Genomic DNA, 20,642 nt, shown 5'->3' with positions numbered 1-20,642 from the left:
GCGGTCCGCCGGGCCCTGGCGATGCTGGGCGGCGGCCGCACGATCGTCGTCATCGCCCACCGGCTGGAGACGGTCGCCGCCGCCGACACCGTCGTGCTGCTGGAGGACGGAGCGATCGTCGAACGCGGCAGGCCCGCCGACCTGCTGACAGGAGGCGGAACGTTCGCCGCGTTCTGGCGATCCGCCAGGCCCGTGTTCCGGCCTTGGGGACCCTGGTACGGCCGTTATGGTGGCGGCCGCCGGTCTTCGACCCTGCGGGAACATTCGTCCAAGACGGGAGGCCGGCCGCCCGCGCATAGTCTCCTCATGAGTGAATCCGACATCGAACGCTCGCATGGAATGCACGTGGTCCATGACGGCCCGCGGCAGGCGCCGCCGTTGTTGCTCGTCCACGGGTCGGGGGCCTCGGGCGGTTTCTGGGGTCCGGTGGTTCCGGCGCTGGCCGGTCACCATCACGTCATCCGGGTCGACCTCCCGGGTCACGGCCAGTCCCCGCCCGCAGCGTCTTATGACGTGCCCGCGCAGGCGGGTCAGGTGGCGGCGCTGCTGGACGACCTCGGGCTTCGGCACGTCGCCGTGGCCGGGCACTCCAGCGGCGGCTACGTCGCCACCGCGCTGGCCGAGCAGCGTCCCGACCTCGTGGGCTCGCTCGCGTTGATCAGTAGTGGCCCGAGTCCGGATGCGCTCCTCCGGCAGCCGTTCATCCTTCGGGTGCTGCTGGCCCCGCCGTTGGGCCCGCTCATGTGGCCGAGGCGTTCGGATGCGCTGATCCGCAAGGGGATCGGCGCGATGGCCGTTCGCCCCGTGGACCTCCCGGACGACGTGATCGCCGACGTACGGGGAATCACCTACCGCGTGATGAGGACGGTGCTGCGCCGGAACACCGCGTACATCGCCGAGCGGAGCCTGCCTGACCGTCTGGCCGCCCTCGACGTCCCGGTGCAGGTGGTCTTCGGTGCTGCCGACCCCCGCTGGGAGCCGTCGTCGGCGCACCGGTACGACGCGGTGCCGGGCGCGCGGGTCGAGCTGCTGCCCGGCGTCGGGCACCTGCCCATGTTGGAGGCGCCCGAGACGGTCGGCGAACTGCTGCTGACTTTCACGGCGACGGTCGCCGACGACCGGTGATCCCCTGAGCCTAGACTGGCCATGTGTTGCCGACCGGGACGTCGCCTGACCAGGCGTGGGTAGACGTCGCGGTCCCACGTCCGGCGGTTCGGCTGCCGGGGGTCAGTATGGCCGGGTTCCGCCATCGTGCCCCGGCCTCGGTGGACATCTCCATGGTCGTCTACCCGTCCGTCACCCTGCTCGTCGATCTGGGCGAGGGAGCCGGCGTCGTCTACGAAACCCATGGCCGGCGCGAGCGCGGCAGTGTCGTCGCCGGGCTCCTGCCCGGCGATCTCCGGGCGACCGGCCGGGGAACCGGACGGTTGCTCCAGATCCGGCTGGATCCGGTCGCGGCGGCTGCGGTGCTGGGCGCGTCGGCCGAGCTCAGCGGGACGGTGGCGACTCTTGAGGACGTCTGGGGCCGCGACGCCGGGCGGGCCGAGGACAGGCTGCGTGCCGCCGCGTCGTGGGACGAACGCTTCGCGATCGCGGCGGACATCCTGGGCCGGCGGCTGGCCACCCATCCACCGGTCGACCCGCAGGTCGCCCACGTCTGGCGGCGGACGCTGTCCAGCCGGGGGCGGGTGCGGGTCGACGGGCTGGCGGACGAGGTCGGCTGGAGCCGCAAGCGTCTGTGGTCCCGTTTCCGTTCCCAACTCGGCATCACTCCCAAACGCGCCGCCCGGCTGGTGCGCTTCGACCACGCCGCCCACCTGCTCGCGGCGGGTCATGCCGCCGCCCACGTCGCGGCCGAGAGCGGCTACGTCGACCAGTCCCACCTGCACCGGGAGGTCGCGACGTTCGCCGGGCTCACGCCCACGGCGCTGGCCGCCGCGCCGTGGCTCGCGATCGATGGCGTCGCGTGGCCGGCTTCATCGCCCACCGGCGCAAGCGCACTTGGAGCGCCGGCTGGGCGGGAAGAGAGTTCAGTTCGCCGCTCCTGACCGGGCGTTCCTGGCGGCACTGCCGCACCGCTTGTCACCCGAGGTGTTGCGGCGGATGCGGTTGCTGCTGTGTGTGAACTCAGTATCCGGATGCAGGCTCGCAATGTCGTGTTCGATTGCCCTCCAGACCTCGTGCTTGAGCTGTGACCAAGTACTTCCTCCGGCGGACAGTCAGGTGGGACCTCCTCGTTGCTCGGCGTCAAGACCCTGTTCGATTGGAAGATCACGGGCTGGAGGCCAAGGGCATGAGCCTGTTGGGGCCAGTTATCCGATCAGGTCCAGGGCGCGCAGACCGGGGCGTTCCTCTGGGAGGCCGAGGACCTCTCATTCCGCGGCGGCTCAACGTGTCCAGTTGAGGCCTGCACGTGGCCGTCTCCATGAGCGACGCGCCACGATGGTCCTCCGGGTCGCGAGGAGAGCAGCATGGGCAGGGACGACAGGAAAATCGTCTTCTTCGCGGTCATCGTGCTGTTGGTGGTGGCCGTCCTGCCGGCTGGCCTGCTGCTCGGGCCGCTCCACCTCGGAGAGGGGCAGGCTGCGCGGCTTGCGGCCGTGCTCACGTTCATCGGTGTCCTCGTGACCGCATCCGTGTCGCTGATCGGCTTCATGGTGAGCCGCCAGACCGAGCACCGGCTGCAGACAGAGCAGGCCGAACAGAGCCGCCAGCTCAGGCTGGATTCTGCGATGCGCGCGGGGCAACTGATCGCTCCCACTGATGGGGGCTCGTCCGATCCGGCCGCGCTGGCCTCCGGTCTTCTCGCGCTCACCAAGCTCGACAACGCTGATCTCGCCGTGACCCTGCTGGTCGACCTGTGGTCCCTCGAAAATCCACGCGTCTCCCACGAGACCGCCGTGCTCGTCATCGACGCGGCACTACGTTCGCCATCGTCCAACGCACAGCTCATCGCCGCTGAACTGCTGTGCCGCCACGCGACCCGCCTCAACCCTTGTCAGTCCCTGCACTGGCCAAGTGCGGTGGAGGGCTGCTGGATACCAGATCTCAGCCCACGAGCCAAGCTATTGCTGGTCGAGGCGCTGGTGCACATGACACTGGCCGGACCGACCAACGAGAGTGCCCTGCGCGCAGTCGCGGTACGTCTCTACGGCATCTGGCGCGACGATTCCGACGACCGTGTACGGGGCTGCATCGGCAAGCTCGTCGACTCCCTGATCAGCAGGCTTGTCGACCTCGGCTACAAAGACTTCATGCAGGGCACCCAACAGGTCATGCTGAGTGAGTTGCAGACGGCCGCCCGGAGCCGGAACGACAACCCGGACGGCTATCTCGACCGGTTGTCGACTAGATTTGCCGACGACCTCCGCGACTGGGCACAGCGATGCGAAGGACTGCCCGCGGAACGCGGATGCCTCGCCACAGCCGATTGACCAAGTGACTGTAGGGCACCGCTTAACCCTCCAGTTGCACTTCGTTTATGCCGGATGTGTCGCCTGCTGAACTGCGGTTAGGAGTGGTGTGCTCCGATTAAAGCGGTTGCAGCCCGGTCCAGTACGGCCGCACTTCGGTGGACGAGACCAAGCGGGGTCATCGGTAGACAGGGCGGCGGACGCCGTTGTGGTAGGAGCAGGCGCCGCGTCGTCCGCCGGAGGTCTACTCCCAGGCACAGCATCAGCGTCAGCGTTGCGGGCAGTGCGAGTTTGGGGCTACGGGGTCGCGAGGTGCGTACTCGTGGTGTCGGTAAGAGCCTCTTCCAGCCGGGGGAGGTCTTCGGGACGGACGGGCGCAGGAGACTGCGGCTGGTGTGTGCTGTGGGAGGCGATGAGTGTGTCGAGGTGTGCGAGGAACCGCGCGTTCGCCGCGGTGTTCGGCCAGGCCGAGGGTGAAGGCGAAGCGGAAGCCGGCGACATCCGGTGGCGGGAGGGTCAGTCCGGAGGTGCGTTGCCGGTTGCTGACATTGATGAGGGTGCGCCGTGCTGAGTTCGGAACAGCGAGGACTGCCTGCGGACGCAGATCGCGCACCGATTAGGTTTCCGCGCCGCGCCCGTCTGTACGTGCTGTAGGTGCGAGATCGACTCACGGGAGGTTGGCACGATGCGGAAACTGACCTTCGGCATGAACGTGACCCTGGACGGCTACGTCGCCGCGCCTGGCGACGACCTCGGCTGGAGTGGTGGGGAGGGACCGGACTCGTCGTCGAGCGACGAGCTGTTCCAGTGGTGGTCCGACCGGGTGGGGGCGACGAGCCTGGCGCTGTACGGGCGCAAATTGTGGGAGTCGATGAGCTCCCACTGGCCGACCGCCGACAAGCAGCCCGGCGCCACCCCGGCGGAGATCGAGTTCGCACGCCGCTGGCGGGACATGCCGAAGGTGGTGTTCTCATCGACGATCGACAAGGTCGACTGGAACACCCGCCTGGTCACCGGCGACGCGGTCGCCGAGATCGCCCGGCTCAGGGCCGAGGAAGGCGGCCCGATGGACATCGTCGGTGCCACACTCGCCGCGGCGGCCATGCGGGCCGGGCTGATCGACGAGTACGCGATCGTCACCTATCCGGTCCTGGTGGGCGGCGGCACGCCGTTCTTCACCCCGCTGGACAGCTGGGTGAACCTGAACCTGGTCGAGACGCGGACATTTCCCGGCGGCGTGGTGCTGACCCGATACCAGACGAGGCGATGAGCACGGGCCGGACGATCCTGGCGCGCTCACCATGACCCTCGGCCATGACGGAACCTTCCCCGGGCCCGTCCTTGCGTTCCGAGTGAGCCGTTGACCGGCTCGCTGAAGACGAGGACGACGGCGTCGTCGGTCGTGACGATGTTCTTCGGGCATGAGGATGCCCCGCCGGGCAACGCCGGCGGGGCGGTGGTGTTCGCGTTGCCGCGTCGGTGTCAGCCGGTCGGGGTGCTCATTCCGCGGTGACTTCGGTGACGCCGGCCCGCGCGCTGGACTCGTCGACGATGGGGACTTGTCTGATCACAGCGTCGCGGGCAGGCCCAGCCATGGTTTGTCGGTGGCGTCGAATCCGGTGAGCTCGACGATCTTCCCGCCGACGATGTGCAGGACCGCGATGGTGTACAAACGGTGTTCCGGGTCGTCGGGGGCGCGGAGGTACAGCGCGGCGGCAGGCATGCGGTTGACCGTCGTGGCGATGCAGCGCCAGTCGTCGTGGCCGCGCTGGAAGAGCCCGCCGGAGACCCAGCCGTCCACCGCGTCCGTGGCCGTGACGATCAAGGTGCCCGGGTCGGGCAACATCGCGAAGCGCAGGTCGTCGCGCAGCAGGGCCATCAGCCCTTCGAGGTCGTTGCGCTCATGGGCGTCGATATACGACTTCACCACGCCGCGCTCGTCATCCGACAGCTCATGCGTGGCGGGGCTGCGCCAGTCGAGGCGGCGGGCGGGGAGCCGCTCGCGCATCGTCACGCGCGCCCGCTGCAGTGCGCTGGTCACCGATGCGACGGTCAGCTCGAGGGCGTCGGCGGCCTTGGACGCCGGCCAGCCGAGGATGTCGCGCAGGATGAACACCGCCCGCTGCCGCGGTGGCAGGTGCTGGACGGCGACGATGAACGCCAGCTCGATCGTCTCCCGCGCCACCACCGATTCCTGCGGGTCCTCCGGGAGCATCCGGTCCGGGTAGGGCTGCAGGTAGTGCAGTTCCGAGCCCGCGTCCGGCAGCTCGGCGGGCACGGGTGTGCGGTCGTTGCGCTTGTCCAGGAAGTCGAGGCAGGCGTTCGTCGCGATCCGGTACAGCCAGGTCCGCAGCGCAGCGTGGCCCTTGAACGACTCCCGCTTGTTCCACGCCCGCAGGAACGTCTCCTGCGTCATGTCCTGGGCGTCCTCGTAGTTCGCGAGCATCCGGTAGCAGTGCACCTGCAGCTCACGCCGGTAGCGCTCGGTGATGAGAGCGAACTGTGCTGCGTCGTTCGAGCGGGCCGCCGCGATGAACGCGGTCTTGTCGGCGCCTGGCGGTCTGGCGTCGGTCATGGTCGTCAATCCTTCCGCGGGTGGCGAGGGGCTACCAGAACCGACGACGTGGCGGAGGATTTCTGATCGGTGAAGCCGCTGACACCGGGCCGTTCGCCAGGCCGGATCGGCCGGGATCGATTCAGGGGACGTGTTCGGGTCGGGCACACCCTCGACGTTGAGCGCTGTGACCTGCGGCTGGTCGTCCCGCTCGGGTTCGGTCACCTTGGGTGACGGGCGAGAAGGGTAGCGGAGGGGCTCGGTAAGGCAACTCCTGTAGCGCCTCGGTCGGAGCGGGCTGTACTGGGGAGCATGATGCTCTGCGGGAGGCAGAGCCCCGCGCCAACGCGTTCAGAGTCGCCAGCGGCAACGGCGTCTGCCTTCTCGCCCACTGCTGGCTCTGGTTCCGCAATGCATCCGTTGTCAATGGTCCTCCTGCAGCAGGGCACATACGCGGTGTTCTTCGCCCCGCCCAGGCCCGTTCTCATGCTGGGCCCGTTGCCTCCGGAGGCTGGCGCAAACCCTCCGATCCGAGTACGGGAAGTCCAGCATCGCCTGTTCGGAAGCCTTGCCTGATGTGCAACGTCGCCTCGGGAGCCCAGTTGCCGCTGGTAGATGGCTGCGGCCAGTTCAATAGGCGTTTCACGTCATACGACGTTTGAGTGATCACGACGGTTGACGGCGATGGCCAAATGCAGTTGATCACGAGATCGTGATCAAGTCGTTCGCCAGAAATGCGCCGATGGGGATGGTGCCGGTAGTAGGAATATTCTCGTGCTGGGGGTTAGGTGGACTGTTGACGCACGTTGCATACAACTCTTTTGCAGAGTTCTTGGCAACGGCGCTCCTCGCTGGTTCCATAATTCCTATTTTCGTTATGGTGAAGCGTGACATTCGAGGCTATCTGGAACGCCTCAAGCTGGACTGGCTACGCCTTGCCGAGCAGCGTCGAAAGGCGGATCGGTAGTGCCATATTGTCAGCGACCCGACGTGACCTACGGTGAACCGTCAGCGCTGGCGGCGGGGGAGGAGGCCCGCGCATGATCAGCAGTAACGCCGGCAATAATTTGCGCAATGCCGCCGCCGGGATGGCAGCGCCTAGGAAGTAAAGAAGAACTGTAGGTCGTGTGAGGCGAGGGGTCGTTGGGTTGCTCCTGCGTTGAAGACATAGGCGCCGTGCGGGTGTTCACCCGGGAGTGAGGTTCGCGGCTGCGATGGTTGATGGTGAGATTGGTGGCCAGGTCCATTGTCCAATCGGGAAGCGCGGGGGTGGGTGTAGCAGAGAGTCGGTTGCGTAGGTGTCGGCGGATGCCTTCGCCGGGAGTCGAGCCGGAGTCTTGTAGTTGCACGCTCATCGAGCTTGATTTCTCCTGGACCGGATATATATTGGACATTGTGCGTGCTCGAGAACTCGCGGTCGATGTGCCCACGGTCACCCCTGATAGCAGCGCAATGGAGGCTGCTCGGCTGATGGTGGAACATCGGCTGCCGGGACTGATCGTGGTCGATGAACATCGACGTCTTCAGGCGGTGCTGCCAGGCGCCCAGCTCGTTCGATGTGCCATTCCTTACGCTGTCCAGGCCGACCCGATACTCGCGCGCGTGTACGACGAGACCCACGCCGACCGGCTCTGCGCTGAACTCGCAGGAAAGACCATCGCCGAACTGCTCACCACAAAACAGAATCTCAGCCCCATCGTGGACGGTGATGCGACCGCCATGGAGGTCGCCAGCGCCATGGTGCGTGCCAACAGTTCCTTCGCGGTCGTATGCAACAAGAGGCGGCATGAGGACGCCTTCTTCATCGGCGTGGTGACGGTAGCACGACTGTTCGATCGACTACTTCCCGTAGTGCGGGACTGAAGCTCGTACTGAACCGGGGGCCGGCTGTCGCGCTCTCGTGTGACCTTCTCTGATCCTCGGCGCCCCTGCTCCTTCTGGCACTTCAGCCGGACAGCCGCCGTGGGGGGCGTCGCATTCTGCGCACGTCGGCTGCGCGGCGCCGCTGCGGTCCACTTCGCAACCTGCAGGCGGCCCCGGCGGGTCACGGAGGACGAGCCCTTCGGTGCGGGCGATGGCGAACAGCGGTGTCCGCTGGCGGATCGGGTGGTGCGGGTGTACGTTCCAGTCAGGTGTGCCGGGAAGCCTGGTCGGCGGTTCTGACCGCGACGGCTTCCGGAGGACGGCCATGACCGCGCACGCGGCGATCTCCACGAACGCGCTGACGAAGCACTTCGGGCCGGTGCGGGCCCTGCAAGATCTGGATCTGGAAGTGGCCCGCGGGGAGATCTTCGGATATCTGGGGCCTAACGGTGCCGGGAAGACGACGACGATCCGGCTTCTGCTGGACTTCCTGCGTCCCACCGCAGGTCGATCCCAGGTTCTGGGCGGGTCCGGTGCCGATCCGGCGATCCGGGCACGCATCGGCTACCTGCCCGCAGACCTGCGTATCGACCCTGGCTACACCGCGGCCGACCTGATCACCTTCTACGGCCGGCTGCGCGGTGGGCACGAGCGGGGCTGGGTGGCGGGGCTCCTGGAGCGGTTCGGGCTGAATCCGGGGCGTCGGGTGGGCGAGTTGTCGACGGGAAACCGCCGCAAGGTCGGGATCGTCGCGGCGGTGGCGCATCGCCCCGAGCTGCTGATCCTGGACGAGCCGACCTCGGGGCTGGATCCGCTGCTGCAGCATGAGTTCCAGCTGCTGATCCGCGAGTTGGTCGCCGATGGGGCGACGGTGCTGTTGTCCAGCCACACCCTGCCGGAGGTGGAGGCGCTGGCGGACCGGGTCGCGATCCTGCGGAAGGGGAGGCTGGCGGCGGTCGCCACGGTCGGCGAGCTACGGCACCAGGCCCGCCAGCGCATCGATCTCTATGTGGCGCATCGGCCCCGGGGTGCGGATTTCGCGGACGTTCCGGGAATCGTTCAAGCACAGGTGGTTCCTGCCAGGGAGGCGTCCCCGCAGGCCGGGACGCTGCTGCGGTTGGTGGTGCAGGGGTCGGCGGCCGCCGCCATCAGCGCGGCCGCGCCCTTGCAGGTGCTCCGGGTCGTCAGCCACGAGCCCGACCTGGAAGAGGTGTTCCTGCGCTATTACCAGCCCTCCCCGCTGGAGGAGCGGGACGCGGTCACGGAAGCGGGTCCGCGGTCATGACCGTCGCGCTGCGACTGCTGACAGACCGCCGCCGGGCGTTGATGTGGTGGGCGATCGCGGTGACGGGGCTGGTGCTGTTCACGGTGTCGCTGTATCCGTCGTTGAAGCAGCAGGCGTCGATCGACGAGCTGGTGACCGGGCTGCCCGAGGCGTTCCAGACGATGGTGGGATATCAAGCAGGAGTGTCACTGACCTCACCGGCCGGGTTCCTGCATGCGCGGCTGTTCGCCACGGTGCTGCCGGTGCTGCTCCTTGCGCTGGGCATCGGCGCGGGGGCACGGGCGATCGGCGGCGCCGAGGAGGCGGGGACGCTGGAGCCGTTGCTGGCCAACCCGGTCAGCCGCCGCCGGGTCGCCCTGGAACGCTACGCCGCCGTCCTGGTCCAGCTGGTCGGAGTGGTGGGAGTCTTCGCCGCGGCGCTGATGGTCCTGGCGCCGAGGTTCGGTGCTCTGGGGAGCGTCGCGCCCGGGACGTTGGCGGTCGCGTGTACGGCGGTGTTCGGCCTGGTGCTGGTGCACGCCACGCTCGCGTTCGCGGTCGGCGCCGCGACCGGGCGGCACGGTCCTGCGGTCGCGGTGGCCGCCGCCGTCGCGGTCATCGGCTACCTGACGCAGAGTCTTCTCACGGCCGAGGGCGCGGGCGGTTGGGCGCGCGGGCTCAGCCCGTGGTCGTGGTACCTGGACGGCAACATCCTCATCGACGGCCCCAGTCCGGTCGCGTTGTGGGGGCCGATTCCGCTCTGCGCGGTCCTTCTCGCCGCCGGTGTCGCCCGGTTCTGCCGCCGTGACCTGCGCTGATCCACCTCCTCAGCGACCGGTGAGCGCCGAACGGTCACACGGCCGGTTCGGCGGGATGGGCTCCGGCCCGCCTCCGCAGCAGAAGGAGAGCGGCGATGGTGGCGGTGAGGGAGGCGGCCAGCACGGCGGTGGAGGTGTGCTGGGTGGCGGTGGGATCGTCGGTGGCGAGTCGGGCGACCAGGAGGCTGACGGTGTAGCCGATGCCGCCGAGCATGGCGACGGGGAGGACGTCGGCCCAGCCGACCCGGGCCGGCAAGGTGGCCAGGCCCAGCCGTACCGCCAGCCACGCTCCGCCGAAGATCCCGACGACCTTGCCGACCACCAGGCCCGCGTACACGCCTTGTGCGACCGGGTCGGCGGCCGCGTCGCCGACCGAACCGAGCTGGATACCAGCGGCGGCGAGCGCGAACAGCGGCACGATGAACCCGGCCGAGACCGGATGCAGCCGCCGTTCCAGCCGCTCGGCCGGGCACCGCTCCTCACCGGCGGCGCGGGCCACCGGGGTGAGCAGGCCCAGCAGGATGCCGGTGACGGTGGCGTGCACCATCGAGCTTGATGAGCGGACGCGGGGGTGCCGCGATGGATCGGGGTGCGTGACCTGATGTGGGAGGCCGGTGCAGGGGGACCGATCTTGCGTCGACAATGGAAACGGTTATCATCTTGTCTGCCTGGTGGACAGGGCATGCCCCCGGACCTTCGGTCTCTCCGTGTCTGCCCTGTCCCTGACGAGAGAGAACAGACCATGCCTCGCAAGACGAGCCGCCTTCTGCGGCGCACCGCTGCCATCGCCGTTGCCGGCGTACTGCTGGCCGGTTGTGGAGGGACCGCGGACGACGGTGCCCCCGCGGGCGGCGATTCCGCGACCGGCAGCATCGCGAAGCTCCCGCCGATCCAGCCGGTCGCCAACGCCGACAGCATCACCGATGCACGGGGGAAGAAGATCGCACCCAAGCGCAAGCCCGAGCGCGTGGTCTGCCTGGTGGCTCTGTGCGATGACATGCTGATGGAGCTCGGCATGGTGCCGACCGCCACCAATTCCTCGATCCTCGCTCACCGCGGGTTCCTCGGGCCGGAGAAGGCGAAGCAGGTTCCCGTCATCCCGGGCGGGTTCATCAGTCCCGAGGTGGAGGCGATCCTGTCCCACAAGCCCGACCTGGTCATCGGCCTTGAGGACACGCACGGCAAGCTCGCCCCGGCTCTCCAGGGCGCCACCACGTTCTGGGCCGTCCAGCCCAAGAGGTGGCAGGACAGCGTCTCCTACCTGCGCTCCTTCGCCGCGCTCACCCACCGCGGCGACCAGGCGGTGGCCGCCGAGCAGCGGTTGCGGGCCAAGCTGGCCGCCGCCGAGCAGGCCAAGAGCGACAAGACGGCGCTGATCATTTTCGGCAGCGACGAGAACTTCGGCGTGGCCACGCCGGGCATCGATGTGGTGGCCGGGATGTTCCCGCTGTTCAGCGACTACCCGTGGAAGAGCCGGGGCATCGAGGGCACCTACAGCCTGGAGGAGATCCTGGCCAGGGACGTCGACGTGCTGTTCGTGGAGACGATCGCGTTCGGCGCGCCCGGTGAGAAGCTCTCGCAGAAGATGGCGGACAACGCCCTGTGGTCGCAGATACCCGCAGTCAAGAACGGCAAGGTGATCGAGGTGGATGCGGAGGTCTGGGCCAAGGGCCGGGGCACCCGCTCCCTCGGCATCGTCCTGGACGAGGCGACGGCCGCGCTGCGATGAGCCGGGCGGCGGTCCTGGTGGCCGGACTACTGGCCATCGCCACGCTCTGCGCGCTGTGCCTGGGCACGCCCAACATCTCGCCGTCCAGACTCGTCGCTCTCCTGCCTGGTGGGCCGGCGGACGGTCTGGAGGCGGTGGTCGTCCGCGACGTGCGGCTACCGCGGCTGCTTCTGGCCTTGGTCGCCGGCGGCTGCCTGGGAGCCGCCGGGCTCGTCATGCAGGAGGCGCTGCGCAACCCGCTGGCCGTGCCGGAGATGCTCGGGGTCTCGTCCGGGGCCGCTCTGGGCGTGGCGGCCCCGCTGGTGCTCGCGCTCGCCCTTCCCGGCTGGTCGTACCCTCTGCTGGCCCTGCTGGGTGCCTGTCTGGGCGGAGTCGCGACGCTGGTCGCGGCGGGTTTCGGACGGAGCCCGTCCGCGGTGCTGCTCACCGGGGCCGCGGTGGCGGCCGCGCTCCAGGCCGCGCTGCTGGTGCTGATGGTGATGGCGGACCAGCTCGACCTCGCGGTGATCTTCCGCTACCTGCTGGGCAGCCTGTCCGGCCGTACGTGGGACGCGTGGCATGACGTCTGGCCATGGCTGGTGGCGACCGTGCCGCTGCTGGTGCTGTGCGCCCCGATGCTGGCGGTGCTCCGGCTCGGCGACGAGGACGCGGGCGCCCTCGGGCTGCGGGTGCGGCATGCCCGGCTGGGGGCGCTGGCAGTCGCCGTTCTGCTCATCGCGCCGGTCGTCGCGGTCTGCGGCCCGATCGCATGGGTGGGTTTCCTGGCCCCGCACCTGGCCCGGCGGCTGCGTCCGGAGGCCGACGTGCTGCGCTGGCTGCCCTGGACGGTCGCGTGCGGCGCGGTGCTCACCGTGTGGGCCGACCAGGCGGCGCGGCTGGCCCTCAAACCCGTGGAGACCCCGGTCGGCGCCTGGACCGCACTGATCGGCGTGCCCGCGGGGGTGGTGCTGCTGCGCAGCTTGCAGAGCCGGTCTTCGCGTCCCGGCGCCGGATCCCAGGAGGTCCGGGCCGGGGCGGAGACGGTCCGAGCCGGTGCCATGACCGGGCAGGGAGGCGGTGCTCGATGACGGTCACCGAGCGGGCGGAGCCCGTGCCCCGCGCCGTTCCCGACAGGGGCGGCCCGAACCGGCGACGGCGGCGACCCTTGCTCGTTCTCGGCACGCTGCTGCTGGCCGTGCCGCTGGTCGCCGTGCTCGACATGGTCGCGGGGCGTGCCCTGACGGTCGGCGAGGTCTGGCAGGCGCTCACCGGTGGCGCGGCGGACCCGACCGCCCACCACCTGGTGTGGCGGGTACGGATGCCCCGCGTACTCGTCGCGCTCGGCGCCGGAGCCGGGCTCGGGCTCGCCGGACTGATCCTGCAGGCGGCGCTGCGCAATCCGCTGGCGGCACCGGAGGTCACCGGCGTAACGCCAGGAGCGGTGCTCGGCGCGGTGGCCGCGACCGGGGCGGGCCTGGCCGACTGGTCGTCACCGGTCGCCGTCGTGGTCGCCGCGGTGGCCGGCGGGTGCGGGGGCGCGGGCCTGCTGTGGCTGCTGACCGGGCGGGCGCGCTCGGATCCGGCGTCGGTGGCGCTGCACGGCGTGCTGGTCTCCGCGGCGCTGGGCGGATTGACGGCGGTCCTCCTGCTGGTCAATCCGGGCGAGATCGGCAGTGTCGTGCAGTGGATGATCGGTACGACCGAGGCGCGGACGTGGCAGCACTGGACGCTGCTGTGGCCGTGGACGCTGGGCTGGGGCGTCCTGGCCTGCCTGACCGCGGGCGCGTTGATGCTGCTGCGCTGCGGCGAGCAGGTGGCCGAGACCGCGGGTCTTGCGCCGGCGCGGGCGCGCGGGTTCGCGCTGCTGTGCGCGGTCGCGCTGACCGCGGGCGCGGTGGCCTCGGTGGGGGCGCTCGGCTTCGTCGGCCTGGTGATCCCGCATGCCGCGCTCGCCCTCTTCGGTGCCGACCTGCGGATCGCGCTTCCGGGGGCCGCGCTGGCCGGCGGGGTCGCGGTGTGCGGAGCGGACGCCGCCGCGCAGCTGCTGTCGCGTGCGGTCACCGCGTGGGGAGCCGAGCATCTCAGCGTCCCGGTCGGCGCGGTGACCACCTGCGTCGGGGCGGCCGTGCTGCTGGCGGTCGCGCGCCGGCACGCCGTCGAGCCGTGATCCACGGCCCCCAGCGGCCCGCTCGAACCGCGAGCGGCCCGATGAACAAGGAGTGCGGAGCGTGTCCGAACTGATCGACGGCCCCGGTACGGCACCGGCGGACGCGGGGCCGTCACCGACGAAGGACGCCGCCGCCGAGCGCGGAGCCATGCTGAGCGTCGACCGGGTGTCCTTCGGCTATCCGGGGCGGCGCGTGCTCGACGACGTGAGCCTGCGGGTACGGTCCGGCGAACTCGTCGCCCTGGTGGGTCTGAACGGCTGCGGCAAGAGCACGCTGCTGCGTCTGGCGGCGGGCGTGCTGCGTCCCGAGGAGGGACGGGTGTCGGTGGACGGCGCCGACATGGCGCGCGTCTCCCGCCGTGACGCCGCCCGCAAGGTCGCCCTGCTGCACCAGGCCGCCCCGGCCGTCCCGGGCCTGACGGTACGTCAGCTGATCCGGCAGGGCCGCTACGCCACACGCGGCCCGCTGGGCATGCTTCGCGTCGGGGACGACGCGGTGACCATCAGGGCGATGCGGGACGTCGGTGTGCAGCAATGGGCGGACCGGCCCGTGGACGCGCTGTCCGGTGGCGAACGGCAGCGGGTCCGCCTCGCGCTGGCCCTGGCACAGGACGCCCCCGTCCTGCTGCTGGACGAACCGACCACCTACCTGGACCTGCGGCACCAGCTCGAAGTTCTGCAACTGGTGACCCGGCTGCGCGAGGAACGGGGGCTGACGGTGCTGATGGTGCTGCACGACCTCGACCTCGCCTCCCGGTTCGCCGAACGCCTGGTGGCTCTGCGGAACGGACGCGTCGCGGCGGAAGGGCCGCCCGCGCAGGTGGTCACCCGCGAGCTGCTGCGAGAGGTGTTCGGCGTCGACGGCAGGGTCGGCCGGGATCCCGAGCGCGGGTGGCCCGTCTGCTACCCCGACGAACCCGTCTCCGACACCTCGATGACAGCCGATGCGACCGCCGGAGTGGCCGCCGATGATGCTGCATCCTGAGCTGCTCCGCGCCGCTCGTACCGCACCGGGTCCGCTGCTCCGTGCCACGGCCCTGCTCACCGCGGTGACGGCCGGCCACATCGCCCAGGCCGGGCTGCTCGCCGTCGCGCTCGCCGACATCGCCGGCGGCCGCACGCACCGGCTGCCCGTGCTCCTCGGCGCGGTGGCCGGCGTGCTGCTGCTGCGAGCGCTCCTGACCTGGTCGCAGCGGGTCGTCGCCGCCGGCGCCGGAGCCCGGATCCGTGCGGGACTGCGCGATGAACTGATCGTCCAGCTGGGGCGGCTGGGCCCCGCGTACAGCACCACGGCAAGGGCCGGCGCCTTGCGCGCGACGATCGTGGACGGTGTCGAAGGCGTCAACACCTATCTGGCCCGCTACCTGCCGCAGTTCGCCGTGGTGGTCGTGGTCACCCCTGTTCTGCTGGTGTGGATCGCCGTACTGAACGTGTGGGTGGCCGCGCTTCTCACCGTCGCCGTCGTCCTGGCCCTGTTCCTCCCCCGGCTCTGGGATCGGGCACTGGCCGATCGTGGCAAACGACACTGGGACAGCTACGAGGATCTGGCCGCCGACTACCTCGAAGCGCTCCAGCAGATGCCCACCCTGCGCGCGAACGGTGCCGTCCGGCGTAAGCGGGCCGCGCTGGAAGACCGCTCCCACAATCTGCACCGGGCCATCGTCGCCAAACTCCGCGTGTCGCTGATCGACACCGCCCTGACCGATCTCGCCATCCAGGCGGGCACGCTCGGCGCAGTCCTGCTGGCCTGCGCGTCGGCCGCCACCGGGCGCGCGACCGGAACCGCGTCCTACCTGCTGCTGATGCTCGCCTCCGAGAGCTTCAGGCCGCTGCGGGACCTGTCCAGGGAGTGGCACGCTGGATATGTCGGGCTCTCGGCCGCCGACAGCATTACCGAGCTGCGCACCGCCCGCCCTGCCGTGGGCGACACCGGAACCCTCGCGCCCGCGTGGCCTGTCGCGCCCGCCCTCTCCTTCGCAGGCGTCCGCTTCTCCTACTCGGGCGCCGAACGGCCCGCGCTGGACGGCGTCGAGTTCGAATGCCCCGCTGGACGCACCACTGCCCTGGTGGGCCCGTCCGGAGCGGGCAAGTCCACGCTCTTGGCACTGCTGCAACGTCACCACGACCCTGACGCGGGCGCGGTGCTGATCGGCGGCGTCGACGTCCGCGAACTGTCACAGGCAGCCCTCCGCCGCACGATCGCCGTGGTCTCCCAGGACGTCTACCTCTTCGCCGCGTCCATCGCCGACAACCTGCGGCTGGCCGATCCCGACGCCACCGAGGACAGGCTCGTCACCGCCTGCCGGGACGCGGGCATTCACGACGAGATCGCCGCGCTGCCCGATGGCTACGCGACCGTCCTGGGGGAGCGCGGCGCCACCCTGTCCGGCGGTCAGCGGCAGCGGCTGGCACTGGCCCGCGCCCTGCTCTGTGACGCCCCCGTCCTGGTACTCGACGAGGTCACCAGCGCGGTGGACGAGAACCGCGAACACCTCATCACCCAGGCCCTGCGCCGCGCGGCACAGGGCCGGACCTGCCTGGTCATCGCCCATCGACTGGCCTCGGTCCGCCATGCCGACCAGATCGTCGTGCTGGACCGCGGCCGCGTCGACGCCGTCGGCGACCACGAGGCCCTGGCCGTCGCCGGCGGCGTCTATGCCGCGCTGGCCACCGCCGACCGATCCGACTGAATCCGCCGAGGAACGCCATGAGTCCCCGACCGCCGTCCCGGCGCGTCCTGCGCGGCCTGCTCCCCGCGCTGCGGCCGCACCGCCGCACCGTCGCCCGCACGATCGCCGCCTGCCTGACCGACCAGGCCTCGCTCGTCGTCCTGGTCACCTGGACGGCCCACGTCCTCGGACGCGCCGTGATCGACCACACCGCGCCCGGCCCCGCCACCGTCTGCGGGCTCGGCGGGCTGGTGCTGCTCCGGGCCCTGTCCACCTGGCGGCAGATGGATCTGTCGCACGACCTGGCCTACCGCGTCCTCGCCGAAATGCGCGTCCGGATCTACGACGGGCTGGCCCGCAGCGCCCCTGCCCGAATCGCGGGACGGCGCAGCGGCGACCTGGCCGCGACCGCGATGAACGACATCGAGGCGCTGGAGTTCTTCTACGCCCACACCATCGCCCAGTTGCTCGCCTCCGGCCTGGTCTTCACCGCCGGGACGGCCGCGCTCGGCATGCTCGACCCCTGGGCGGCGATCGCCGCCCTGTGCGCCGCCGCCGCACTGGTCACGCATCCGCTGCTCGGCGACCGGGGCCGCGCCGCCCGCGGGGAACGCGTCCGTGACGCCACCGCCCGGCTTTCCGCGGACGCCGTCGACACCACGGACGGGATCCGCGAACTCCTCGCCCACAACGCCCTCGACCGGCGCCGCCGGCACCTCGCCCAAGCCGCGCACCGGCTCGCCGTGGCCCAGCGTGCCGAGGCCCGTCACGACGGCGCCTTCACCGCCGTCCAGGACGCCCTGGTGGTACTGACCCTGATCGCCGTGGTCGCCGTCGTCGCAGGCGCCGGCGAGCGTCCGCCGGGCGCGTGGGCCCCGGCCGCCCTGGCGCTCGCCCTGTCGATCCTGGCCCCGGTGGCCGCGAGTGCCGACGCCCTCCGCCAGGCGGGGACCCTGCGCGCCGCCGCAGCCCGGGTAACGGCGGCGATCGAAGCCCCGCCGACCGCACCACCTCCATTTTCGCCCGCCCCGCTCCCGGCCGGTCCGCTCGGCGTCCGGTTCAGCGACGTCCACTTTTCCTACGGTCGCACCCCTGTCCTGCAGGGGCTGGATCTCTTCATCCCGGCGGGGCGGACCATCGCGCTGGTCGGAGCCTCCGGCGCGGGAAAGACGACCCTGGCCCATCTCCTGGCGCGCTTCTGGGACCCCACCGAGGGCACCATCGAACTGACCGCCGCCGGCCGAGCCGTCGACCTGCGGGCCCTCGCCGACGCGGACCTGCGCTCCGCCGTCGCGCTCGTCGGCCAGGACGCCGCCCTCTTCCACGGCACCCTGCGCGAGAACCTGCTCCTGGCCGCACCCGGCGCCGACGCCGAACGCCTGGACCGGACCATCAGGGAGTGCGGCGTGGATCGGATCGCCGCCACCCTACCCCAAGGCCTGGACAGCACCGTGGGCGAACGCGGTGCGACCCTCTCCGGCGGCCAGCGAGCTCGTGTGGCGCTCGCCCGTGCCCTCCTGGCCGGCGCCAGGATCCTGATCCTCGACGAGGCGACCGCCCACGTGGACGCGGCCGGCGACGCCGAACTGGCCCGTCTGCTCACCGGACGCGACACCACCACGATCGTCATCGCCCACCGCCCGGCCACCATCCGACGCGCCCACCACATCGCCGTCCTCCACGACGGCCGAGTCGCCGAACAAGGCACATGGGACACCCTCACGGCCGCCGGCGGCGCCCTGTCCCGACTACTGACCGTCCAAGAACGACAACTCCCGTAACGGAGGTCGTCCGGCGCAACTCTGATCAAAGAGTCACACTGAGGGCAAGCGAGGTGATGACCGGGGTCGTGGCGATCGAGTCCGGGGAGTCGTCCCATACGGTGGTCGAGGTAGAGCAGGAGCCACTTGGCCGACCGGCCGCCCAGGCCCGTGAGCAGGGTGTGAAGCCAACTGGGCAGGGCGGACCGCTGTAGTAGCTCTGGCCGACCGGGTACTGGAGCCGGCGCTGGAAGGCGAGGACGCCGTCTTCGCACCGCAGACGGCCCGCGATCGGCAGTGGTGCTGGCCGATCATCGCAGGTCTTCACCGCCGTTGGAGTCGTCGAGCCGCAGTTCGGTGAGCCTGGCCTCGATGCCGTCGAGGGTGCGTTCGACGGTGTAGGTGAAGATCTCTTCCCGTTTCCAGTCGCTGGTGAGCGCGGTGGCGAGTGCCGCCGCGCCCGGCCGGGCAGGGTCGTTGCGCAGTTCGGTGAGGCGCCGGCCGATGGTGTCGCGCAGTTTCGGTACGGCGTCGCGCTGGTTCTCGGCGGCGATCTGGTGGACGGCCGCGTTGATGAGGGTGATGTAGGCGGCGGGGGCCTCGTCGCCGAATCCGGCGGCCGAGAGCCTGCCGAGTCCCTCGTCCATGATGTCGGTCGCCGCCGGTACGGCCGGCGCGGCGACGCCCAGCCATCCGGCGACGCCCGGGTGGCGGGCGGTGATGCTGGTCAACGTCCCGATCGTGCTGTTCGGCCTGTACGCGGCCGGAAGGCTGCCCGGTGACCGGCGGCGCCGCGACGTCCGGCCTGACCTGCTCGGCTCCGTGCTGGTCACCGTGGGCATGAGCCTGCTGGTTCTCGGTGTCTCGATGGCCGACTCCGAGGGCTGGACGGCGCCGCTCACCCTGGGCCCGCTGGCCGTGGGGGGCGTGGTGCTCGCGGTGTTCGCGATCGTGGAACGGCGGGTGCCCGATCCGCTCGTCCGGCTCGGGCTTCTCGCGCACCGTGCGGTGCTGGCCGCCAACGTCTTCGGGTTCCTCATCACGGCGGGCCAGCTCGCGAGCTTCTTCTTCGTCTCACTGCACATGCAGCGGGTCCTGGGCTACGACGCCCTGGCCACGGGACTGGCGTTCCTGCCGTTCTGCCTGGGCTCGGTGGCCGGGATGGCGGTCGCGACCCGGACGCTGGCCCGCGTCGGCCCCCGCACGATCCTTGTCGCGGGCGGCCTGGTCGGGGCGCTGGGAATGGCGTGGTTCGGGCTCAGCGGTCCCGGTGGCACCTTCCTGTCCGACATGCTCGGGCCGTCGCTGGTCGCCAGCGTCGGGATCGGCGCGAGCTTCGTCGCGATGGGCTCGGCCGCCACGACCGGCGTTCCGGCCGAAGACGCGGGCATGGTCTCGGGGCTGCTCAACAGCTTCCGGCTTGTGGGCGGGGCGCTGGGGCTGGCCCTGCTGGGCACGCTCGCCTCGACCGTCACCGGCCGAGCGAACGACCCGTCCTCGATTGTGGCCGCCAGCGACGGTTTCAGCGCCGGCCTGCTGGCGGCGGCCGGGCTCCTGGCGGCCGGAGCACTGTTCTGCCTGACGATCCCGGCACGGCGGCCCGCCGGCGAGGTCAGGGACGATCGGTGATCGTTTAATTGAACGTCAGGACCCCGGCTTTCCTCAGCCCTTCCGCGACCGGCTGGGAAACGAGACGCGTGACGTGGTCATGATCGGCGGTGCCGCCGGACGCGGTGTTGCCCCGATATTCGGCCGCCAGCGCCGTACGCGTCGACGTGCTCCAGCGGACGATCGCGCCAGGCGTGGCATGGCCGGTGGCCGGGTCCGCGCACCCGGCCACCAGGGGCATCGCCTCTTGGGGAGCAGCAACCCGATCGGGCGGCGAGCGTACAGGTGATCGCGGGTGCGCCGGCCCCGATGCCCGTTCACGCGCTGCCCTGCTCGCCTACTCGCCCTTCCTGCGCGTCGGCCTTGCCGTTGGACGGGAGGCGTAGGGGAGGAGCGCCATTTCGCGCGCGTTCTTGATCGCTCGGGCGAGTTGTCTCTGCTGCTGGGACGTCACTCCGGTGACCCGGCGGCTGCGGATCTTGCCCCGGTCGGAGATGAACCGGCGCAGGAGGTCGGTGTCCTTGTAGTCGATGTAGGTCATGCCTTGCAGCGGGTCGGCCTTCCGGTGGCGATGGGGCCGCCGGGAAGGAGGCGCGGACATGCGGATCTCCTCGTCGCTGGTCTTCGGATTGCTGCGGGCCGGCTCAAGACGCCTAGGGGCGGAGGAGCCCGCGGCGGTAGGCGGGAACGAGATTGCGCGGCACCATGAGCTGCTGTCCCTCGATGGTGAGGGGCACCAGGTCGGGGCGCTTCGCCTTCCACTGGGCGCGGCGCTTTCGGGTGTTGCTGCGGGACTTCTTCCGCTTGGGGACGGCCAT

At 70.6% G+C, this 20,642-nt stretch carries 21 protein-coding genes; 15 read left to right on the top strand and 6 right to left on the bottom strand.

Annotation, left to right across the window (positions count from 1 at the left end; translation table 11 throughout):
* The first annotated feature begins 21 nt into the window (after window positions 1-21).
* From ACA361_RS07920 to ACA361_RS07905, 4 genes are all read left to right on the top strand, one after another.
* Entirely contained in the window at window positions 22-1,125 is a 1,104-nt protein-coding gene (locus ACA361_RS07920; RefSeq protein WP_375011153.1) for an alpha/beta fold hydrolase, read from the top strand.
* A gap of 152 nt (window positions 1,126-1,277) precedes the next feature.
* Window positions 1,278-2,048 (top strand): helix-turn-helix domain-containing protein, encoded by a 771-nt coding sequence (locus ACA361_RS07915; protein ID WP_375011152.1) that lies wholly within the window; start codon window positions 1,278-1,280, stop codon window positions 2,046-2,048.
* Window positions 2,049-2,471: 423 nt separating this feature from the next.
* On the top strand, window positions 2,472-3,434 hold the full coding sequence (locus ACA361_RS07910; protein WP_375011151.1) for a hypothetical protein: 963 nt from the start codon (window positions 2,472-2,474) through the stop codon (window positions 3,432-3,434).
* Between the two features lie 664 nt (window positions 3,435-4,098).
* Window positions 4,099-4,683: a dihydrofolate reductase family protein gene (locus ACA361_RS07905; protein WP_375011150.1), complete on the top strand. Its 585-nt coding sequence runs from the start codon at window positions 4,099-4,101 to the stop codon at window positions 4,681-4,683.
* Between the two features lie 297 nt (window positions 4,684-4,980).
* Here ACA361_RS07905 and ACA361_RS07900 read toward each other — a convergent pair whose 3' ends face one another.
* Window positions 4,981-5,988, bottom strand: coding sequence for an RNA polymerase subunit sigma-70 (locus ACA361_RS07900; protein ID WP_375011149.1), 1,008 nt, complete (start codon window positions 5,986-5,988; stop codon window positions 4,981-4,983).
* 691 nt (window positions 5,989-6,679) lie between these two features.
* Between ACA361_RS07900 and ACA361_RS07895 the strand changes: the two genes are divergently transcribed.
* From ACA361_RS07895 to ACA361_RS07880, 4 genes are all read left to right on the top strand, one after another.
* On the top strand, window positions 6,680-6,934 hold the full coding sequence (locus ACA361_RS07895; RefSeq protein WP_375011148.1) for a hypothetical protein: 255 nt from the start codon (window positions 6,680-6,682) through the stop codon (window positions 6,932-6,934).
* A 428-nt stretch (window positions 6,935-7,362) separates the two neighbouring features.
* Entirely contained in the window at window positions 7,363-7,830 is a 468-nt protein-coding gene (locus tag ACA361_RS07890) for a CBS domain-containing protein (protein WP_375011147.1), read from the top strand.
* 325 nt (window positions 7,831-8,155) lie between these two features.
* Complete coding sequence (locus ACA361_RS07885; RefSeq protein WP_375011146.1) at window positions 8,156-9,115, top strand: ABC transporter ATP-binding protein; 960 nt, start codon at window positions 8,156-8,158, stop codon at window positions 9,113-9,115.
* Complete coding sequence (locus ACA361_RS07880) at window positions 9,112-9,912, top strand: ABC transporter permease subunit (protein ID WP_375011145.1); 801 nt, start codon at window positions 9,112-9,114, stop codon at window positions 9,910-9,912. Before ACA361_RS07885 ends, ACA361_RS07880 begins: the two co-directional genes overlap by 4 nt.
* Window positions 9,913-9,946: 34 nt before the next feature.
* On the opposite strand, the gene ACA361_RS07875 is transcribed toward ACA361_RS07880, so the two are convergent.
* Window positions 9,947-10,459 carry a Na+/H+ antiporter NhaA gene (locus tag ACA361_RS07875; RefSeq protein WP_375011144.1) on the bottom strand — a complete coding sequence of 171 codons (513 nt, stop codon included), beginning with the start codon at window positions 10,457-10,459 and terminating at the stop codon, window positions 9,947-9,949.
* 195 nt (window positions 10,460-10,654) lie between these two features.
* Between ACA361_RS07875 and ACA361_RS07870 the strand changes: the two genes are divergently transcribed.
* The 6 genes from ACA361_RS07870 (at window position 10,655) to ACA361_RS07845 (ending at window position 18,237) form a co-directional block, all read left to right on the top strand.
* Entirely contained in the window at window positions 10,655-11,641 is a 987-nt protein-coding gene (locus ACA361_RS07870) for an ABC transporter substrate-binding protein (RefSeq protein WP_375011143.1), read from the top strand.
* Entirely contained in the window at window positions 11,638-12,708 is a 1,071-nt protein-coding gene (locus ACA361_RS07865) for a FecCD family ABC transporter permease (protein WP_375011142.1), read from the top strand. Before ACA361_RS07870 ends, ACA361_RS07865 begins: the two co-directional genes overlap by 4 nt.
* 77 nt (window positions 12,709-12,785) lie before the next feature.
* On the top strand, window positions 12,786-13,787 hold the full coding sequence (locus tag ACA361_RS07860; RefSeq protein WP_375011141.1) for a FecCD family ABC transporter permease: 1,002 nt from the start codon (window positions 12,786-12,788) through the stop codon (window positions 13,785-13,787).
* Between the two features lie 61 nt (window positions 13,788-13,848).
* The gene (locus ACA361_RS07855; protein WP_375011140.1) at window positions 13,849-14,772 is read left to right on the top strand and encodes an ABC transporter ATP-binding protein; all 924 of its coding nucleotides are present in this window, start codon (window positions 13,849-13,851) and stop codon (window positions 14,770-14,772) included.
* Window positions 14,756-16,477: an ABC transporter ATP-binding protein/permease gene (locus ACA361_RS07850; RefSeq protein WP_375011139.1), complete on the top strand. Its 1,722-nt coding sequence runs from the start codon at window positions 14,756-14,758 to the stop codon at window positions 16,475-16,477. Before ACA361_RS07855 ends, ACA361_RS07850 begins: the two co-directional genes overlap by 17 nt.
* A 17-nt stretch (window positions 16,478-16,494) precedes the next feature.
* On the top strand, window positions 16,495-18,237 hold the full coding sequence (locus tag ACA361_RS07845; RefSeq protein ID WP_375011138.1) for an ABC transporter ATP-binding protein: 1,743 nt from the start codon (window positions 16,495-16,497) through the stop codon (window positions 18,235-18,237).
* 290 nt (window positions 18,238-18,527) lie between these two features.
* Here the strand turns inward: ACA361_RS07845 and ACA361_RS07840 are convergent, their stop codons facing one another.
* On the bottom strand, window positions 18,528-18,947 hold the full coding sequence (locus ACA361_RS07840) for a hypothetical protein (RefSeq protein ID WP_375012016.1): 420 nt from the start codon (window positions 18,945-18,947) through the stop codon (window positions 18,528-18,530).
* Between ACA361_RS07840 and ACA361_RS07835 the strand changes: the two genes are divergently transcribed.
* Complete coding sequence (locus tag ACA361_RS07835; RefSeq protein WP_375011137.1) at window positions 18,862-19,845, top strand: MFS transporter; 984 nt, start codon at window positions 18,862-18,864, stop codon at window positions 19,843-19,845. The genes ACA361_RS07840 and ACA361_RS07835 overlap by 86 nt on opposite strands.
* 4 nt (window positions 19,846-19,849) lie before the next feature.
* Here ACA361_RS07835 and ACA361_RS07830 read toward each other — a convergent pair whose 3' ends face one another.
* From ACA361_RS07830 to rpmF, 3 genes are all read right to left on the bottom strand, one after another.
* Window positions 19,850-20,065 (bottom strand): hypothetical protein, encoded by a 216-nt coding sequence (locus tag ACA361_RS07830; protein WP_375011136.1) that lies wholly within the window; start codon window positions 20,063-20,065, stop codon window positions 19,850-19,852.
* Between the two features lie 96 nt (window positions 20,066-20,161).
* Window positions 20,162-20,425 (bottom strand): 30S ribosomal protein S18, encoded by a 264-nt coding sequence (rpsR, locus tag ACA361_RS07825; RefSeq protein WP_375011135.1) that lies wholly within the window; start codon window positions 20,423-20,425, stop codon window positions 20,162-20,164.
* 52 nt (window positions 20,426-20,477) lie between these two features.
* Window positions 20,478-20,642, bottom strand: coding sequence for a 50S ribosomal protein L32 (gene rpmF, locus ACA361_RS07820; RefSeq protein ID WP_375011134.1), 165 nt, complete (start codon window positions 20,640-20,642; stop codon window positions 20,478-20,480).

Origin of the sequence: Actinomadura sp. 21ATH, assembly GCF_041951345.1 — a bacterium.
In the GTDB taxonomy this organism is placed as follows: domain Bacteria; phylum Actinomycetota; class Actinomycetes; order Streptosporangiales; family Streptosporangiaceae; genus Spirillospora.
Note: the sequence above shows the minus strand (reverse complement) of the source record. Positions and strands in the feature narration are given on the sequence as shown.

Excerpts from the sequence above, each read along its gene's own strand:
- ACA361_RS07920 (WP_375011153.1), top strand. The coding sequence starts at position 22 with ATGCTGGGCGGCGGCCGCACGATCGTCGTCATCGCCCACCGGCTGGAG.
- ACA361_RS07915 (WP_375011152.1), top strand. The coding sequence starts at position 1,278 with ATGGTCGTCTACCCGTCCGTCACCCTGCTCGTCGATCTGGGCGAGGGA.
- ACA361_RS07910 (WP_375011151.1), top strand. The coding sequence starts at position 2,472 with ATGGGCAGGGACGACAGGAAAATCGTCTTCTTCGCGGTCATCGTGCTG.
- ACA361_RS07905 (WP_375011150.1), top strand. The coding sequence starts at position 4,099 with ATGCGGAAACTGACCTTCGGCATGAACGTGACCCTGGACGGCTACGTC.
- ACA361_RS07900 (WP_375011149.1), bottom strand. The coding sequence starts at position 5,988 with ATGACCGACGCCAGACCGCCAGGCGCCGACAAGACCGCGTTCATCGCG.
- ACA361_RS07885 (WP_375011146.1), top strand. The coding sequence starts at position 8,156 with ATGACCGCGCACGCGGCGATCTCCACGAACGCGCTGACGAAGCACTTC.
- ACA361_RS07880 (WP_375011145.1), top strand. The coding sequence starts at position 9,112 with ATGACCGTCGCGCTGCGACTGCTGACAGACCGCCGCCGGGCGTTGATG.
- ACA361_RS07875 (WP_375011144.1), bottom strand. The coding sequence starts at position 10,459 with ATGGTGCACGCCACCGTCACCGGCATCCTGCTGGGCCTGCTCACCCCG.
- ACA361_RS07870 (WP_375011143.1), top strand. The coding sequence starts at position 10,655 with ATGCCTCGCAAGACGAGCCGCCTTCTGCGGCGCACCGCTGCCATCGCC.
- ACA361_RS07865 (WP_375011142.1), top strand. The coding sequence starts at position 11,638 with ATGAGCCGGGCGGCGGTCCTGGTGGCCGGACTACTGGCCATCGCCACG.
- ACA361_RS07850 (WP_375011139.1), top strand. The coding sequence starts at position 14,756 with ATGATGCTGCATCCTGAGCTGCTCCGCGCCGCTCGTACCGCACCGGGT.
- ACA361_RS07845 (WP_375011138.1), top strand. The coding sequence starts at position 16,495 with ATGAGTCCCCGACCGCCGTCCCGGCGCGTCCTGCGCGGCCTGCTCCCC.
- ACA361_RS07835 (WP_375011137.1), top strand. The coding sequence starts at position 18,862 with ATGATGTCGGTCGCCGCCGGTACGGCCGGCGCGGCGACGCCCAGCCAT.
- ACA361_RS07830 (WP_375011136.1), bottom strand. The coding sequence starts at position 20,065 with ATGCCCCTGGTGGCCGGGTGCGCGGACCCGGCCACCGGCCATGCCACG.
- rpsR (WP_375011135.1), bottom strand. The coding sequence starts at position 20,425 with ATGTCCGCGCCTCCTTCCCGGCGGCCCCATCGCCACCGGAAGGCCGAC.
- rpmF (WP_375011134.1), bottom strand. The coding sequence starts at position 20,642 with ATGGCCGTCCCCAAGCGGAAGAAGTCCCGCAGCAACACCCGAAAGCGC.